Source organism: Sphingomonas sp. GW821-FHT09B04, assembly GCF_059418285.1.
In genome coordinates, this window is the sequence record NZ_JBWKPO010000005.1 from 1 (window position 1) to 16,685 (window position 16,685).

The following is a 16,685-nucleotide window of genomic DNA, read 5'->3' on the forward strand; positions in this document are numbered from 1 at the left end:
AACGGCTTGAGCGACGCGCCAACATCCGGCCAGAAATACCCGATCCCCACACCCGCCGCGATCGCGATCAGCACCTGCACGTACAGCTGGCCGTACCACGCCGTCCGGCGCGGATGCGGGTCCGCCGCATAGTCGAGTGCGATCGCCATTCAGTCCTCCCGTCGCGCCCTGTCGGCGTCGATTATTCCATGCCGCTCAGGGCACGCCGGGGTTATCCTTCCAACGCAAGCCGAACTCAAAGATCGGCTTAATGGATTGAAATTAATATATATTCTGGAGGATCAATGGCCAAGAACATGTGGAAATATGCACATATATCACCCCGAATGTGTGGTAATCCGCACAAATGAGTGGCGTCACCCGATCGACCCGGAGTCTCGTGCTGCTGGCCATTGCTGGCGCGGTGCTGCTGGCGGTGGTCTCGATCCTCGCCTTTCGTATCGCCCAGCAACAGGCGGTGTCTTCGACCGATCGTACGGCCGCACAGCTGGCGCGCGACAATGCCGGGCTGTTCGCAAGTGAGTTGCAGAAGTTCCGGCTGCTGCCGCTGGTGCTCGCCGAATACCCCGATGTCCGCGCAATGCTGGAGACGCGTGACGAAGCGATTGTCGAGCGGATCAACGCGCGGCTCGAACTGCTCGCCGCCAGCACCGACGCCGCGGCGATCTATGTCCTGACCGCGCAGGGGCGCACGGTCGCAGCGAGCAACTACCGGCTGCCGGCGAGCTTCGTTGGACAGGATTACGGCTTCCGCCCCTATTTCCAGGGCGCGATCCGCGATGGCGACGCCGAACTGTTCGCGCTCGGCACGGTGAGCGGACGCCCGGGTCTCTACCTTGCGCGCCGCATTGGCGATGCCGCGCGGCCGCTTGGTGTGATCGTCGTCAAGATCGAGTTCGAAGCGATGCAGTCTGCCTGGGCGCGTCAGCAGGGCAAGACGATCGTCACCGACGGGCATGGCGTAGTGATCGTGACCAGCGAGCCGGCCTGGCGGTTCGCGACGATCGGCCAGCTCGACGCAAGCAGCCGCGCCGCGATCCGCGCAACGCGCCAATATGGCAATCTGCCGCTGACACCGCTGCCGTTCACGATCACGGACGGCGCTGCACGGATGGGCGATGACAGCAGCCGCGTCGCATCGACCGCTCTACCCCTTGCGGGTGCGCAGCTGCGGGTGCTCTATCCGCTCGATCCGGCGATGCGCAGCGCCAACGCCAATGCGCGACTGGTGTCGCTGGGCGCGCTCGCGCTGATCGCCGGAGCCCTGCTGCTGCTGTGGCGGACGCGCGAGCGGCGGCTGATCCAGATCGCGGCGCAACGCGCTCTGGAGGGCCAGGTCGTCGAGCGCACCGCGGAACTGCGCGATGCGAATGCCCGGCTGGTCGCCGAAAGCGCCGAGCTGGCGCGCACCGACCAACGCTATCGCGCCGCGCGCGAGGAGCTGGCGCAGGCCAATCGGCTCGGCTCGCTGGGGCAGATCACCGCGGGCGTCGCGCACGAGATCAACCAGCCGGTCGCCGCGATCCGCGGCTTCGCCGAGAATGCGCAGGGCTTCCTTGCCAGGGGCGACGCCGCGCGTGCCGAAGGCAACCTGTCGCGCATCGTCGAGCTGACCCAGCGGATCGGCACGATCACCGCCGAGCTGCGCAACTTCGCGCGGAGGCGCACGCCCGAGACCGGCCCGGTCGATGTCGATGCGGTGATCGAATCGACACTGCTGCTGATCGGCGACCGCGTGCGCGCGCAAGGCGTGGTGCTCGAGCGAACCGGGCCGGTCGGCCTGCACGTCACCGCCGATCGCGTGCGACTGGAGCAGATATTGATCAACCTGATCCAGAACGCGCTCGACGCGCTCGCGGGACGGGAGGGCGCGGTGATCCGCATCGCCACCCATCGTACGGCTGACGGCATCGAGATCGATGTTGCGGACAACGGACCCGGCGTGCCACCCGACATTGCCGACGAACTATTCATGCCGTTCGTCACCGGCCGCACCGAAGGCCTAGGCCTCGGTCTGCCGATCGCGCGCAACATCGCGCGCGACTTTGGCGGAGAGCTGAGCCTCACCGACCCGGCGCTGGACGGCGCGGCGTTCCGCCTGTCGCTCCCGGAAGCCGCGCATGGCTGAGCCGCTCGTCCTGTTCGTCGACGACGATGCGGCGATGCGCGAGGCGAATGTCCAGACGCTCGAGCTGGCGGGGATCGCCGTGCGTCCCTTCGCCAGCGCGCAGGCGGCCTTGGGCGCGATCCGGCCCGACTTCGACGGTGCAGTTGTCACCGATATCCGCATGCCCGGCATGGACGGCCTTCAATTCTTCGAGCGCATCCGCACGATCGATCCCGAAATCCCCGTGATCCTGATCACCGGCCACGGCGACGTGCCAATGGCGGTGCGCGCGTTGCAGGATGGCGCTTTCGACTTCCTCGCCAAGCCCTTTGCCGCCGGGCACCTCGCCGCGTCCGCAAGCAAGGCGCTCGCGGCGCGCGCGCTGGTACTCGACAATCGCCGCCTGCGTGAAGCTGTAGCGGCCCGGGTCGAGAGTCCGCTGATCGGCGACAGCCCGGCGATGGTTCGGCTGCGCGAGACGATCGCGCAGGTCGCGCGCGCCGATATCGACGTGCTGATCGAGGGGGAGACGGGCACTGGCAAGGAATTGGTCGCGGCGATGCTCCATCGCGGATCGCCCCGCAGCGCGCGCGCCTTCGTCGCGGTCAGTTGCGCGGCGCTGCCCGAGGCGCATGCTGAGATCGAGTTGCTCGGCCATGCCGCTGATGCGGTGCCCAATGGTCGCTTCGCGCGCACCGGCCGGATTGAGGCATCGAACCGCGGCACTCTGTTCCTCGACGATATCGACGGAATGCCGCTCCCGGTGCAGTCGCGGCTGCTGCGCGTGATCGAGGAGCGTGAGGTGCAACCGCTCGGCGAGCAACGGCCGATCCCACTCGACCTGCGCGTGATCGCGTCGGTCAAGCCGGGGCTGGAGATGCTGATCGAGCAGGGAGCATTTCGCCGCGACCTCTATTTTCGTCTCAACGTGGTGCGGCTGTCGCTGCCGCCACTGCGCGAGCGTCGGGCGGATATCGCACCCTTGTTCTCTGCATTCGTCCACGAGGCCACGGCGCAGACCGGACGAGCCGATTTCCGGATTACCGATGCGGTGCGTCGTCACCTTATCGAGCACGACTGGCCGGGCAATGTGCGCGAGTTGCGCAATTTCGCGTTCAGTGCCGCACTCGGCCTGAGCGAGCCGGAGATGTGGGCAGCGGCGGAGCAGGGGCTGGTCGAGCGCGTGCGTGCCTATGAAGAGATGCTGCTGCGTGAGGCGCTTCAAGCCGCGAACGGCCGTGTCGGGCGCGCGATGGAATTGCTGCGCGTTCCCCGCAAGACGCTGTACGACAAGATGAGCCGCGCGGGAATTACGCCTTCGACCTATCGGACGGGTAGCCCCCGCAATCGCCCGGATTGATCGCCGAGCAGGAGAGGGGCGTCGCCGTTCCCGCCTCGGACCGGGATTTGCGCGCTGGGCTATTGCCTATCAGGGTCTCCAATCCCCGCATGGTTGCTATCAGAATCGGGATGGTATTTTCGTATCAGACATCGATTGCGATGAGCCACTCTTTCTAGAATTGGAATTAATCTGATTAAAACCAATTGTTTAATTGCAAAACTTTCTTCTGTTGCAATCGCCGCTCATTGCGACGAATGTTCTAATTAGAGAATGTGGTGGGCCGGACAAAAAATGGCTTAACCGCGCCGTGCAATATGTGCCGGGGGCATAGGGGAGTTTTCCATGTTGAATCAGAAGCTTCGGTTCGCAGTGCTCCTCCTGGCGAGCGGGGCTGCGCAGCCGCTCTGGGCGCAGAGTGAGCCCGCCGCGCAGGCAGGGACTTATGACGTCGTGATTGCCAATGGCCGCGTGATGGATCCTGAAAGCGGGCGCGACGAAATCGCCAATGTCGGGATCAACGGCCGCGGTGTCGCGATCATCACTACCGCGAAGCTGAAAGGGCGCCGCATCATCGATGCGACCAACCTGGTGGTCGCGCCCGGTTTCGTCGATCTCCACGCCCATGGGCAGAACCCCAAGGGAGAATATTATCAGGTCCTCGACGGCGTCACGACTGCGATCGATGCGGAGGGCGGAGCGATGCCGATTGCGCCCTTCATCGCCGCGCTTTCGGGCAAGGCGCTGGTCAATTTCGGCGCGACGGCATCGCACCAGTGCGCGCGGCGGGAAGTGATCGCCAATGCGCCGTGCCAGGGCCATGGCGCAATCAATCCGGATGGCGGGGCGGCGAGTGACCGCCGCGCCTATACCGCGCCCGCCACGCCGGAGCAGCAGCGCGCCATCGTCGCCGCGCTCGATCGCGAGGTCGCGGCCGGCGCGCTCGGCTATGGCCTCGGCATCGAGTACACGCCGGGTGCAGGGCGCAGCGAGATCTACGACATTTTCAAGGCCGCGGCGGTGACGCGCGCGCCGGTCTTCGTCCATGTTCGCAGCCGCCCGCTCGATCCGGCGCCGGGCGTGCCGATCGCGGTGGTGCAGGAAGTGATCGCCAACGCAGCGGTAACCGGCGCCGCGCTCCAGATCGTCCATCTCCATTCGACCGGCTTGCGCGACACGCCGACCCTGATCGACATGGTGAAGCGTGCGCGCCAGCGCGGGCTGGACATCACCTCTGAAGCCTATCCCTACACCGCGGGCAGCACGCATATCGGATCCGAATTCTTCCGCGATGGCTGGCAGGAGCGTTCGGGCATCAGCTTTGGCGATCTGCAATGGCCCGCGACCGGCGAGCGGCTGACCCGGGAAAGCTTCGAACGCTATCGCCGCGAGCAACCCAATTCCGCGGTCGTGGTGCACATGATCCCAGAGAATGTGGTCGACACGATCATCGCCGAACCCGAAATCTCGATCGCGTCGGACGGAATGCCCTGGGTCACGTCGGGCGAGCATCCGCGCGGCGCCGGCACCTATGGCCGTGTGCTCGGCCGCTATGTCCGCGAGCGCAAGACGCTGGGGCTGATGACGGCGCTGCGCAAGATGGCGCTGATGCCTGCGCAGCGGCTGGAGGCCGTCTCGCCGCAAATGGCGAAGAAGGGCAGGGTGAAGGTCGGCGCCGATGCGGATATCACCATCTTTGATCCCGCCACCGTGGCGGACGTCGCAACCTTCGAGAAGCCGATGCAGGCGTCGGTTGGCATCCGCCATGTGCTGGTCAACGGCCAGCCCGTAGTGCGCGATGGCAAGCTGGTGGAGAAGGTCTTCCCCGGTGAGCCAATCATGGGGATGGCGAAGGCGCCCTGACCTCAAAGTGCCAAGCCGTCCGTTAGGCGAGTGGTGCCTCAGCCCTCGGGGCCAGGCAGCAGGTCGAAATGGCCGGGCGTATATTGGAGGTAGACTGGCTCGGTGCCGGTATTGGCGGTGAATTCGGTCCAACCGTTCACCTCGTCGTCCATCACGATATGGACTTGCGGATCGAAACCGCCCAGCAGTTCGGCGAGTACGCGGCGCACCTCGGCTGCGACCAGCCCGCCGGCATCGATGTCCTGACCGACGTTCCGAAGGCCCTGTGCAGCAAGGTGTATCTGCACCGTATCGACCATGTCCTCGATCTCACCGTTGCCGATATAACCCAGTCGGGCCGCCGCGGTCACCAGGCTACGGATATAACAGGCGAAGCCGCGGCCGTTGATGGGGATGGGCTCACCATAGGGCGCCGCGACCGGTTCGCGGATCAGCGAGTTGAGCGGCGCCCCTTGGCTGGATTCGGTCACCTCGCCCACCAGCACCTGCAGCAGGGCCTTGATGTCCAGCGGCTCCGAGGACGGGGCGCCTTCGCCCTTCATCGGGGTCGGTTCGAAGCCGAAGGATTTGGGGCCGGTGCGATAGACCAGCTTGGCGCCCTGCTGGCCGGCCATTCTCATCGCCGCCTCGATCGCCCGGATCTCGGAATGCATGGCGAGATAGTTGGAGAGCAGCGCCTCGACGAAGACGCGCTCGTCGGTGCCGGGGGCGGTATCTTGCAGTGCCGTCTTGAACGCAGCGAAGATATCTTCCGACAGCCCATATTTCTCGGCAAAGACTGGTTTGTAGTCCTTGCTGAAATCGGGAAATTTGGCGGTCATCTGCTTCTTTACGCGGCCGGGCCCAAGCATGCCTTCGAACGGCGATTCGCGCTCGGGCAGGATGACTTGGGCGATGTTGATACGGTTCTGGCGCTGCAGTTCGATCAATTGTTCAGGGCCACTCTCGTCGTAATCCGTCAAGGGATGCAGCGAGACGTACATCCGCCCCGAATAGGGATGCCTGGGCGTTCCCATATCATTGTAGCCGGGCTCCAGGATCTGGTGTTCATGACCCGAATAGGGCTTGAGCCCATAGGCATAGCGCGCCGCATGGGTGGGCACGTCGCCGGTGGAGACCTTGGGATTTGCGGCGTTGGTCAGGCCCTCGAACAGCGGATCCAGCGGGCTTTGCTCTTCGTCTTCTCCGCGGCCCAGCTTCTCGGCGAGCGCGGTGTGATAGGCGTCATAGTCCTGGCTGTAGAAGTGGGTGCTGATATCGGACATGGAAGTGGGTACGAAATTGTCCGTCGCCCGCCCCACCGCCACGCGCGCGTCTTCCTGCGGCGGCTGGCTGCGCAAGGCCAGGAGCGCCTCACGAATGCGCTGGGCTTCGTAAGTGACGAGGCCCTGATAGGTGTTGAGATCGGCCTGCCGGCCGGCACCGTAAAGATAATAATAGCCCGCCGTGCTCAACGGCCCATCGGCGAGCGCGGAGGAGGAAAACACAGGCCGGTTGGTTTCATCCAGGCCGCGATGCTGAGCCCGGCTGCGCTGGTTGAAGGTGGCGCGCGAATAGAACAGGCCGCGATACTGCGCGACGACGAATCTCGACGGCACGATCTGTTCGGCCAGCGCAATCGGCACGCCCAGATCGAGCAGCGCGTTCAACTGCGCCAGATCGAGGGTTTGCTGCGGGCTCGGCTTGACGGGCAGCTTGGCGCGGTCGCCTACGGTCACGCTGGGATGGCGAAATTTGGTTTCCTTGCGGAATAGGGTTTCCTTGGCTGGCCGCTTGCCCCCTTCGAACATGGCGGCGCGCATCGCCTCCCCGCGCGTTGGCAGTTTTTTGGCCTTTTCTTTGCTGCCGGTCTTCCTGACCCGGCTCTTCACGGCCATCGCCTTGCCCAGTTCCGTCAGCCGCTTCCTGACCAAATGCGGCTTGAGCAAGCCCGCTTCGCGCTTCAGCCGATGCGTGGTGGCCGCGAGGCGGTCTTCGGATTCGCCATAGGAATCGTCATCTTCGGTATCGCTGCCGTTGGTATCGGTGCCCGAACCGTCATCCTCGCTGTCGCTGAATTGGGGCGCCTCGAACTCGTCCTCGCTTCCGGCCTCTTCCTCTTCGCCGAGATCCATCCTCGACGGCCAGGCGCGCGAGTGGGCATGTTCGCCCAGAATGGCGCGCCGCTCGCGATCGTGGGGCGCGCCACGCACCCGCAACTGATGATGGAGCTCTTCCAGTTCCTCCTTCGTGTAATCGGCCTCGTCCACCCCGGTGCGGAATTCGTCCAGCTCCTCGTCGGAAATTTCAGGGATGTCACTGGACCCTCGCACATCCTCGTCGCCCAGGCGCAGCGGCTGGCCGCGGACGATGCCGTCTTGCCAGTCATAGACCCCGTGCATGTTCACATGCAGCTGCGCGTTCAGCCAACGGTACAAATCCGTCGGCTCATCCGACGCATCGATTTGGTAGAACGTCTCCAACAGGTCGGGCCGCACCTCGGCGACATACTCTTCGACTGCATCGATCTCGCGGTCATGAGGCGCATCGAAATAGCGTTGCACCGGGCCGCCGGCCGCCTGCGCCCCGGTAGAGGGGCCGCCGGAGGCCGGCGCCAGCGGTGTTTGCAGCGCGCGGGCGCCCATGACATCGGCTTCGTGCTCCAGCCCCGCATCGTCGTTGAGCGCGACACCCTTGAGCTGCGTCGTCGGCGCGACGCGACCCTGCAATTGCTGCGCGGCGTGCCAGGCCTCATGCGGAAGATGCCGTTCCTGTCCCGGACCGACATGGATATCGCTGCCTTGCGTGAAGGCCGGGGCCCGCAACTGCGCCGGACGGGCGGAATTGTAATGGACGCGCACGCCATCAAGGCTGGTGCCCGAGAGATGCTCCACGCCCGCTTTCAACCGGTCGGGCAAGCCCGTCCGGTTCGTGAGCGTGGACGCGCCGCTGTCGGCCATCCGCTGCGCTGCCTGCCCCGACAGGGCGTCAGACAGTTTCGCCTGCGCGACAACGGACGGCGCGCCGTCGAGCTTTGCCTGCAGGCTCTGGTTTGCCTGCACTCTGGGATTTCGGTTGAGATCGCGGGCCTGGGCCGCGAGCGGGGTGGCGAATTGAAGCGCGGCCGCGCCGCGACCGGCCGGTTCGCCCTGCGCGAGCCGTGCGGGCCTCTCACTCTCGGACCTCATTTGCTGCGTCATCGAAGCTCTTTCGGTCAGGCTGCTCATTGATCCATTCCCGATGAACAATGCACCATCTTGATCACAAAGCAAAACGCGAGCGCATCTGCCAATGCGCGTTCGATTGAATTCATATTGACTTATGGGTGCAATGATAAACGGGGCGCTAAGTTCATGGCGAACGATTTGTTCACGAAATAAAGTGGCGATGAACAGTATTTTCTATTGTCGACCCAGAATCCTGCCCATATGTGTACAGCGTAACGGGGGCTTGTGTCAGTATTGTTGATCCCCGGCTCCAGCATTATCCGGACCTGAGGGGGCTCCTATGGACATGCCTGATCCAGTCACGCCGCTTACGCCAGCCGAGCAGGCGTTCGTCGCTAAACTCAATGCCACATGGACCCGCGAACAGGTGCTTACCCGCCTGAGAACCGACCTCCAGACCGCAGTCGAGATCGAACTCGCGACGATCCCGATCTATCTCTACACTTATTACTCACTTGTCCGGAACAATGAGAGCGGCGAGACGATCAGCGACGCCCAGCTTTTCGCTAACAAGGCGGGCGGCATCATCATGAGCGTGGCGGTGGAGGAAATGCTCCACATGTCGCTCTCGTCCAACATCCTGTGGTCGATGGGGGTGATGCCTCAGCTCTACGGCAAGGCGCCGGGCGTTTATCCGACCGGGCTTCCCTATCATAATCCGCAGGGGCCGGCCGGCCCGGACGGCAAGACCGCGGTGCTGATTCCGCTGGGTAAGCTGAGCTTCGAGCAGCTTTGGCACTTCCTCCAGATCGAGTATCCCGAGCAGTGGAACGCCCCGCCGCAGGACAGCGACTGGGATACGATCGGACAATTCTATTCGTACATCCGATGCCTGCTGAACACGCAGTTTCTGGACGATTCGGACTTCCAGCGTGGCTCGGTCGACAACGCGATCCAGCCCTATAATTACTCACCGAACAACGTCGACACCGTCTATCCTTCCGCCGGTTTCGATCCGTGGAAGCCTGCGCCGCCGGCGACGGTGACCTGGGCCGATCCGGTACAGGGCGCGGCGGCCGCGGCGGTCTATCCCGACTATGCCGACAGCCATGCGGGCCAGACCCAGCTGGTCGCGATCCGGTCGATTCAGGATGCCGCAACCGCGATCGACACGATCTGCGATCAGGGAGAGGGCGTGCCGATCCCGGATATCGGTCCCAGTCCTTATGACGATCCGTCGAAGGACGAGGAATCGCACTATGTGAAGTTCCTGACGCTTCAGGCGCAGTTCGCGGACTATGCGGGCACCACGGAAGTGCGCCCGCCACAGCCACCCGCGCCGACGGACGTGATCCAGCCCGCCACCGATAGCCAGACGCTCCTCGATGCGGGGGTGCTGGTGAACATGCCCGACAGCCCGCTCGCGGCGAGCTATCCCGAATATTATGTCGATATCGCCAACTTCTGCAGCGCATGCTTCCAGTACATGCTGGTGATGACCGAGACGGTCTATCTGGTCCCGCCCGAGAAGCAGAAGGTCTTCTTCAACGAAGGGCTGCACCGATCGATGATCTGGGTGCTCGACAAATATATCCGCACGATCCGTCAGATCCCGATCACGGCCGGCGTCTATGCGGGCACGATGATGGGTCCGACCTTCGAAAATGTGTCGCTTGGGGATCGGGTTGTGTCGTTCCAGGGACTGACCGACTTCGGCAACAAGGCAATCGCATCGGCCAATGCGCTGATCGCGCAGCTCGACGCCAGCGAAGTGGTCGAACATGTTCAGGCGCTGTTCGCGCCCGGTGGCACCACCGCCGAGGCGGTGAAGATCGAGAAGGAAGACAGCGACCTGATCGGCGTGCTCCAGAATGTCATCTACTATGTCGGCGTCGCGATCTCGAAGACCGGCACCAACAATGTCCCGATGCACCTGCCCGATGTCGGTCCGTATTGGACCGCCGCCCAGCAACGCTGACGCCCAAGCGAGAGGAACGACCCATGGCATCCTGCTCCACTCCGACCCCGTCGCCGGCGCCCGCGCCAGGTGTTCCGGTGCCGACCCCTTATCCCTATGCCGCCGAACCCGCCTTTCCGGGGCCAGGTGTGATCGGCCCGCAGCCCGAGGGCCTGCCGCTCCACGCCTGTATGGGGCTGAACGCCTGCGCGGGATCGGATCGCTTCGGCATGTTCGGCGCCCCGGGACGTGCGCCCAATGCCTGTGCCGGGCAGGGTTATTGTTCGACCGGCACCGACCATACCTGCCACGTCCAGAACGAGTGCAAAGGGCAGGGCGGCTGCGGCCTCTATGGCACGGGCGAGGAGATGAACAATCCCGGCGCCAATGATTGCCGCTCGCAGGGGTCGTGTGCCACGCCGATCAATGCTGAGCGCTTCAGCACCAACGGGCCGAACCAGGGGCAGAGTGTCTGGCTGCGCGCGCGGGCGGTGTTCGAGGCGAATTGGGAGACGACGCGGCTGGAACTGCTCGCGGCACAGGCGCTGCAGAAGGTCGGTTCCGGCCAACCGCTCCCGGCCGCGCTCGGCGGCGCGCCGGCGGCCTTTGCGGCGACCGGACCCACTTATCTGTGGATCTCGGACGACAATAACGAGCGCGGCAATATGACCGCCTGCGGATCGAGCGGGATGAGCGGCGCCGGTGGCTGCAGCTGAGGATTCACTGGCGGGCCTGCCCCGGCTTGGGTTGGGACTTGGCCTGCGCAACGTCCATTTCGATGCGATCCTGTCGGGCGAACCGCGCGACCTGTGGTTCGAAGCGATCTCCGAGAACTTCATGGACTCGGGCGGGCGGCCGCGCGCGATCATCCGCGCGGTCGCCGAACGCTATCCGATCGTCCTCCACGGCGTCTCGCTGTCGATCGGCAGCACCGACCCGCTCGACATCGCGTACCTGACATCGCTCAAGCGGCTGGCGGATGAGGTCCGCCCGGCCTGGGTCAGCGACCACCTCTGCTGGACCGGCGTGAACGGGCATAATTCGCACGACCTGTTGCCGATGCCGCTGACCGAGGAGAGCCTCGCTCATGTCGTCGCGCGAGTGCTCCAGGTGCAGGACATGCTCGAGCGCCCGCTGATCCTCGAAAACCCCAGCTCCTATGTCCGTTTTGCCCAGTCGACGATGGACGAACCGGCTTTCCTCCGCGCGCTGGCCGATCAGACCGGCTGCGGGCTGCTCCTCGACGTCAACAATGTCTATGTCAGCTGCTTCAATGCCGGCACCGATCCGGTTGCCTATCTCGAGGCATTCCCATGCGACCGCGTCGTCCAGATGCACCTGGCCGGACATCAGGATTTCGGCACGCACCTGATCGACACGCATGATCGCCCGGTGCGTCCCGAGGTGTGGGAGCTGTTCCATATCGCCTGGGCGCGGACAGGCGGTGCCTCGACCCTGCTCGAATGGGACGATCATATTCCCGGCTTCGACGATTGCCTCGCCGAGCTGCGCAAGGCGGAGCGCTACATGGTGGGCGACGGCACGCTGATTGATGGCTGCGTGCAGGCACCGGACGGCGAGGGCGTTTCCAACCCGGTCGGTTTCATCATCCCGCGCGCGATGGATAGCGTGATGGAGCATGCGGCGTGACGGCGTTGGCGGGCGCACAGTGCCGGATGCACGCGGCGTTGATCGATCCCCGTGCCGATCCCAGCGCGGCGCAGGAGCTGTTCGAAGCCGACGGCAGGCTCGGTGCGGTTGGAGGGTTGGCGGTCTATCAGCGTGGCTATTTCCTGCGCATCGCCGCCTGCATGCGCGAGCAGTTCCCGGCGCTGTGCCACGCGCTCGGTCGCGCGCTGTTCGACGATTTCGTCGCCGATTACATCCGCGACTGTCCACCAGAGCGGCATACATTGTACGATCTTGGCCGCCGCTTTTCGGACTGGATGGAAGCGAACTGCCCCGATCCGCAAGCGCGTGAAGCATGGGTGGATTTCATGATCGATCTCGCCCGTTTCGAGTATCTGGCGTTCACGATGTTCGATGCCGAGGGCAATGAGGGACGCGCCTTTGCTACGGTCGATACCGCGGACAGCGCCTTGCGCCTTCAGCCTGCTTTCGCGTTGGGCAGCTATCGTTTCCCTGTCGCCGGCTATTACCACGCCGTGCGTCGCGGTGAGGCGCCATCGCTGCCGATGCTGGCGCCTTGCCACATTGCCCTGGTTCGCAGCGATTATGTCACCCGCACCGTGCCGCTGAGTGAACCGCAGCACGGCCTTCTCGCAGCGATGCTGGCGGGAAGCGGTGTCGAGGCGGCGCTCGCAAATGTCTCGGCATGCTACGGGCTCGATCCGCGGGAGGCGGACCGGATATGGCGCGGCGCGCAGGGCAGCCGCGAGCGCTGGATCGAATGGGGCTTCTTCGTCGCCGCCAATCTGTGACCTGAAACGAACGGCGGAACGGGAGGAGTCTAATCGCGCCGGCGCTTCGTGTCCCCAACACGCAGCCCAAGCGCAGCGCCAGAATGCGATTGCTTTGGGCGGAACAGCGGGCAACAAGCTGGCAACCTTAGGAGATTGATATGCGCGGTACCCTTGCGTTGCTGTTGGCCTTGCCACTTGTTCAGGCGAACGCTCCGGGACCCGTATCGGCGCCATCTGCGCAAGCTCAGGCCCAGGACGCGGCGTTGCTTCGATTTCTGGATCAGGCGTTCGACGAGCAGATTCGCCTGAGCCCGGAGGCGCAGACGCAATTGGGGTTCAAGACGGACTATGACCGTCTGGACGACCGCACGGATGCTGCGGCCATACGTGGCCGGGACCTTGCCGAACGGCAACTCCGGGATATGCGCGCGCGGTTCAAGCCGGAGCAGCTCGGCGAAAGCGCGCGCGTCAGCTTCCGCCTCTTCGAATATGAGGTCGAGCGCGGCCGCGAGTCGTTCCGGTTCCGTCAATTGCGCTTCCCGGTATCGACGACGGGTAGCCCCGCCGGTGCCATTCCGGTGTTGCTGATCAACAACCACAAGGTCGACAGCGTTGCGGACGCCGAAGCCTATATCGCGCGGCTGCGCGATACCGAGCGCGTGATGCGCGAGGTTGCCGCGACGATGCGCCGACAGGCGGCCGCCGGGATCGTGCCGAACAAGGTCAATTTCGCACCGGCACGCGCCGATGCGCAGAAGGTGGTCACGGGGGCACCGTTCGATACGGGTCCGGATTCGACGCTGATGGCAGACTTCGCCAAGAAGGTCGCGGCGCTGGATGCGCCGGCCGCCGCGAAGGAAGCGCTACTCGGCAAGGCACGCGCAGCCCTGACCGGACCGTTCCGCACCGGTTATGGCGTGCTGATCGCGGCGATCGACGAGATCGAACCCAAGTCCAGGGGCAATTTCGGGGCCTGGAGCCTGCCCGACGGCGCCGCCTATTATGCTGACCGGCTCAAGACCTCGACCACGACGAACCTGACCGCCGACCAGATCCACGAGCTTGGCCTGAAGCAGGTTGCCGCGATCCGGACCGAGATGGAGGGGATCAAGCGCGAGGTCGGTTTCGAGGGAACGCTGGCGCAGTTCTTCGACCACATCCGCACCGATCCGAAGTTCAAATATGCGAACACCGAAGCCGGGCGCGAGGAATATCTTCGCGATGCACGGGCGGTGGTCGCATCCGCGATGGCGGCGGCGCCCCGTTATTTCCATGTCTTGCCCAAGGCACCGCTTGAAGTGCGCGCGGTCGAGAAATGGCGCGAAGGGACGGCGTCGACCGCCTTCTACAACCCGCCATCGGCAGACGGTAAGCGTCCTGGCATTTATTACGTCAACCTCGTCGACATGAACCAGACCCAGAAGGTTCAGGTCGCAGGCATCGCCGTCCATGAGGGCGCGCCCGGCCACCATTTCCAGATTGCGCGCCAGCAGGAGCTGGCCGGCATCCCCAAGTTCCGCAAGTTCGGCGGTTACGGCGCCTATATGGAGGGCTGGGGGCTCTATACCGAGCGCCTGGGCGACGAGATGGGCCTGTACAAGGGCCCATATGATCGGTTCGGCATGCTGTCGCTTCAGGTGTGGCGGGCAATCCGGCTGGTGCTGGATACCGGCATCCATTCGAAGCGGTGGACGCGCGAACAGGCGATCGCGTATTTCCGCGAGAACAGCTCGGTATCCGACACCGATATCGCGCGCGAGGTCGACCGCTACTTCAACTGGCCGGGGCAGGCGACGAGCTACATGGTCGGCCAGCTCAGGATTGCGGCGCTCCGCGCGCGGGCAGAGAAGGCGCTCGGGCCGCGCTTCGACATTCGCGATTTCCACGAAGCGGTGCTGAGCCAGGGCGCGCTGCCGCTCGACATCCTCGAGGAGCAGGTTGACCGCTACATCGCCGCAAAGCGCAGCTGAGGCGTCTCGGCGAGGCGAACCATAACGCTGAAGCGGCCGGTCAGGAAACGGGCTCAACCGCAGTTCATTTCCTGTCCGGCCGCTGCTAGATGCGGGCGGTGAGCGATGTACCGATCCGCAAGATCATCCATATCGACATGGATGCCTTCTTCGCCTCGGTCGAACAGCGCGATCAGCCGGAACTTCGCGGAAGGCCCGTCGCGGTCGGTTATGCGGGACCGCGCGGGGTCGTCGCGGCGGCCAGCTATGAAGCGCGCGCGTTCGGTGTGCGTTCGGCCTTACCCTCGGTGACCGCATTGCGGCGCTGCGCGGAGCTGGTGTTCGTGCCGCCTCGCTTCGAGGTCTATCGTTCGGTTTCGGCGCAGATCCACGCGATCTTCGCCGACTATACCGACCTCATCCAGCCGCTTTCGCTCGACGAGGCCTATCTCGACGTCACCGCCAATCGGCGCGGCATTGCCACCGCCTGGGCGACAGCGAAGGAGATCCGTGCCCGGATCCTCGAGGAGACCGGGCTCACCGCCTCCGCCGGCATTTCGTATAATCGGTTCCTCGCCAAGCTCGCCTCGGATCATCGCAAGCCCAATGGCCAGTTCGCCGTCACCCCCGATATGGGCGAAGCCTGGGTCGAAGGGCTGCCGGTGGCGAGGTTCCATGGCGTCGGGCCGGTGACGGCAGCCAAGATGAAGCGGCTCGGTATCGAGACCGGCGCGGACCTCAAGGCGCGGTCGCTTGAATTTCTGGCGGCGCATTTCGGGAGCGCGGCGGAGTGGTATTACGGCATCGCACGCGGGATCGACGAGCGGCCGGTCAATCCCAATCGCGAGCGTAAGTCGTCAGGTTCGGAGACGACCTTCGATCGCGACCTCAGCGACCCGGAAGCGATCGAGGCCGGTTTGCTGCGGATGGCCGACGATGTGGCCGCCTGGTGCGACGCCCGGCAGATGTTCGGGCGGACCGTCACGATCAAGGTCAAATTCGCCGATTTCCGGCAGGCGACGCGCAGCCGGACATGCGCGCAGCCGGTTCGCGACGGAGTCTTGTTGCGCCGCACGAGTTTGGAACTGATCCGTCTTCTCTATCCGCTGGATCAGGGGATCCGGCTGGTTGGCGTCACCGTGTCCAACTTTGATCGGCCCGCGAACGAGGCGATGCCGTTGTTCGATCATGCTGACAATGTCCCGTGATCAGGACGCCAGTTCCTGCGCGTGGAGTGATAATGACCGCGCGATAGCGATCCCTTGGCACCCGGCCCGCATAAGGATATCGATCAGGTCGTGCCTACTCGCTGCCCAAGAGCCGGGTGGGCGTTCTCCCATCCATCGGGAATCCGGAGATCAAGCCGCCAGCCTTCGCCCGATTTGGAACGGATGGCCGCATCCGTGGCGCCTGCAATCCGGAGTTTCTGGCGGACATTGTGCACGTGAACATCCACCACGCGCTCCGATCTCCCACGGCGCGCTCCGTATAGGCGTTCGAGTATCGCTTCCCGCGATACCGCCGACGGCATCTGTTCCCACAGCAGTTCGACGACCTGAAATTCGCGCTGGGTGAGCGAGACCTGGCGTCGTCCGATGCGGACCTCACGCTTGATCGGGTCGAGGCGGAAGGGAAAAGTGCGTGTCGTCGTCTCCGTCGAGCCCATTCCGGTGCCGGCTACTTCCTGGCCTGCTGCCAGCAGGCGAACGATCTCCGCTTGATGAAGATCGAGCAGCATCTGCACGTCCTCGCGCCCGCGCGTTTCGGACAGCGCGGCGATCAGACCGGTGAGCTCGCCGATGTCCGTGGTCAGATCAGCGACCAGTTCGCGCATGCGTGCGACACGTTCTGCGCACGCGTCGAGCTTGTCTTCCAGCATTTGCTGCATGCCCGCACTCACA

The 16,685-nt window shown here is 64.5% G+C and carries 11 protein-coding genes; 9 read left to right on the top strand and 2 right to left on the bottom strand.

Annotated features, from left to right (window positions below):
- Positions 1-379 precede the first annotated feature (379 nt).
- The 3 genes from AC07NK_RS15840 (at position 380) to AC07NK_RS15850 (ending at position 5,309) form a co-directional block, all read left to right on the top strand.
- Positions 380-2,128, top strand: coding sequence for a sensor histidine kinase (locus AC07NK_RS15840; RefSeq protein WP_495171574.1), 1,749 nt, complete (start codon positions 380-382; stop codon positions 2,126-2,128).
- A complete protein-coding gene (locus AC07NK_RS15845) occupies positions 2,121-3,467 on the top strand; it encodes a sigma-54-dependent transcriptional regulator (protein WP_495171575.1) in 1,347 nt (448 codons plus the stop codon). The genes AC07NK_RS15840 and AC07NK_RS15845 overlap by 8 nt, the downstream gene beginning before the upstream one ends.
- Positions 3,468-3,791: 324 nt before the next feature.
- Positions 3,792-5,309, top strand: a complete 1,518-nt coding sequence (locus tag AC07NK_RS15850; RefSeq protein ID WP_495171576.1) for an amidohydrolase family protein — start codon at positions 3,792-3,794, stop codon at positions 5,307-5,309.
- 38 nt (positions 5,310-5,347) lie between these two features.
- On the opposite strand, the gene AC07NK_RS15855 is transcribed toward AC07NK_RS15850, so the two are convergent.
- Complete coding sequence (locus AC07NK_RS15855) at positions 5,348-8,515, bottom strand: eCIS core domain-containing protein (protein WP_495171577.1); 3,168 nt, start codon at positions 8,513-8,515, stop codon at positions 5,348-5,350.
- Between the two features lie 286 nt (positions 8,516-8,801).
- On the opposite strand from AC07NK_RS15855, the gene AC07NK_RS15860 reads away from it, so the two are divergent.
- The 6 genes from AC07NK_RS15860 to dinB all read left to right on the top strand — a co-directional run bounded on the left by AC07NK_RS15860 (position 8,802) and on the right by dinB (position 15,992).
- The gene (locus AC07NK_RS15860) at positions 8,802-10,433 is read left to right on the top strand and encodes a ferritin-like domain-containing protein (protein WP_495171578.1); all 1,632 of its coding nucleotides are present in this window, start codon (positions 8,802-8,804) and stop codon (positions 10,431-10,433) included.
- A 77-nt stretch (positions 10,434-10,510) separates the two neighbouring features.
- Positions 10,511-11,128 (top strand): hypothetical protein, encoded by a 618-nt coding sequence (locus AC07NK_RS15865; protein ID WP_495171579.1) that lies wholly within the window; start codon positions 10,511-10,513, stop codon positions 11,126-11,128.
- A 7-nt stretch (positions 11,129-11,135) separates the two neighbouring features.
- Positions 11,136-12,062, top strand: coding sequence for an MNIO family bufferin maturase (gene bufB / locus AC07NK_RS15870; RefSeq protein WP_495171987.1), 927 nt, complete (start codon positions 11,136-11,138; stop codon positions 12,060-12,062).
- Complete coding sequence (locus tag AC07NK_RS15875; protein WP_495171580.1) at positions 12,059-12,853, top strand: HvfC/BufC family peptide modification chaperone; 795 nt, start codon at positions 12,059-12,061, stop codon at positions 12,851-12,853. The genes bufB and AC07NK_RS15875 overlap by 4 nt, the downstream gene beginning before the upstream one ends.
- A 140-nt stretch (positions 12,854-12,993) precedes the next feature.
- Positions 12,994-14,805 (top strand): DUF885 domain-containing protein, encoded by a 1,812-nt coding sequence (locus tag AC07NK_RS15880; RefSeq protein WP_495171581.1) that lies wholly within the window; start codon positions 12,994-12,996, stop codon positions 14,803-14,805.
- Between the two features lie 89 nt (positions 14,806-14,894).
- Positions 14,895-15,992: a DNA polymerase IV gene (gene dinB / locus AC07NK_RS15885; protein WP_495171582.1), complete on the top strand. Its 1,098-nt coding sequence runs from the start codon at positions 14,895-14,897 to the stop codon at positions 15,990-15,992.
- A gap of 83 nt (positions 15,993-16,075) precedes the next feature.
- Here the strand turns inward: dinB and AC07NK_RS15890 are convergent, their stop codons facing one another.
- Positions 16,076-16,672 (bottom strand): winged helix-turn-helix domain-containing protein, encoded by a 597-nt coding sequence (locus tag AC07NK_RS15890; RefSeq protein ID WP_495171583.1) that lies wholly within the window; start codon positions 16,670-16,672, stop codon positions 16,076-16,078.
- Between the last annotated feature and the right edge of the window lie 13 nt (positions 16,673-16,685).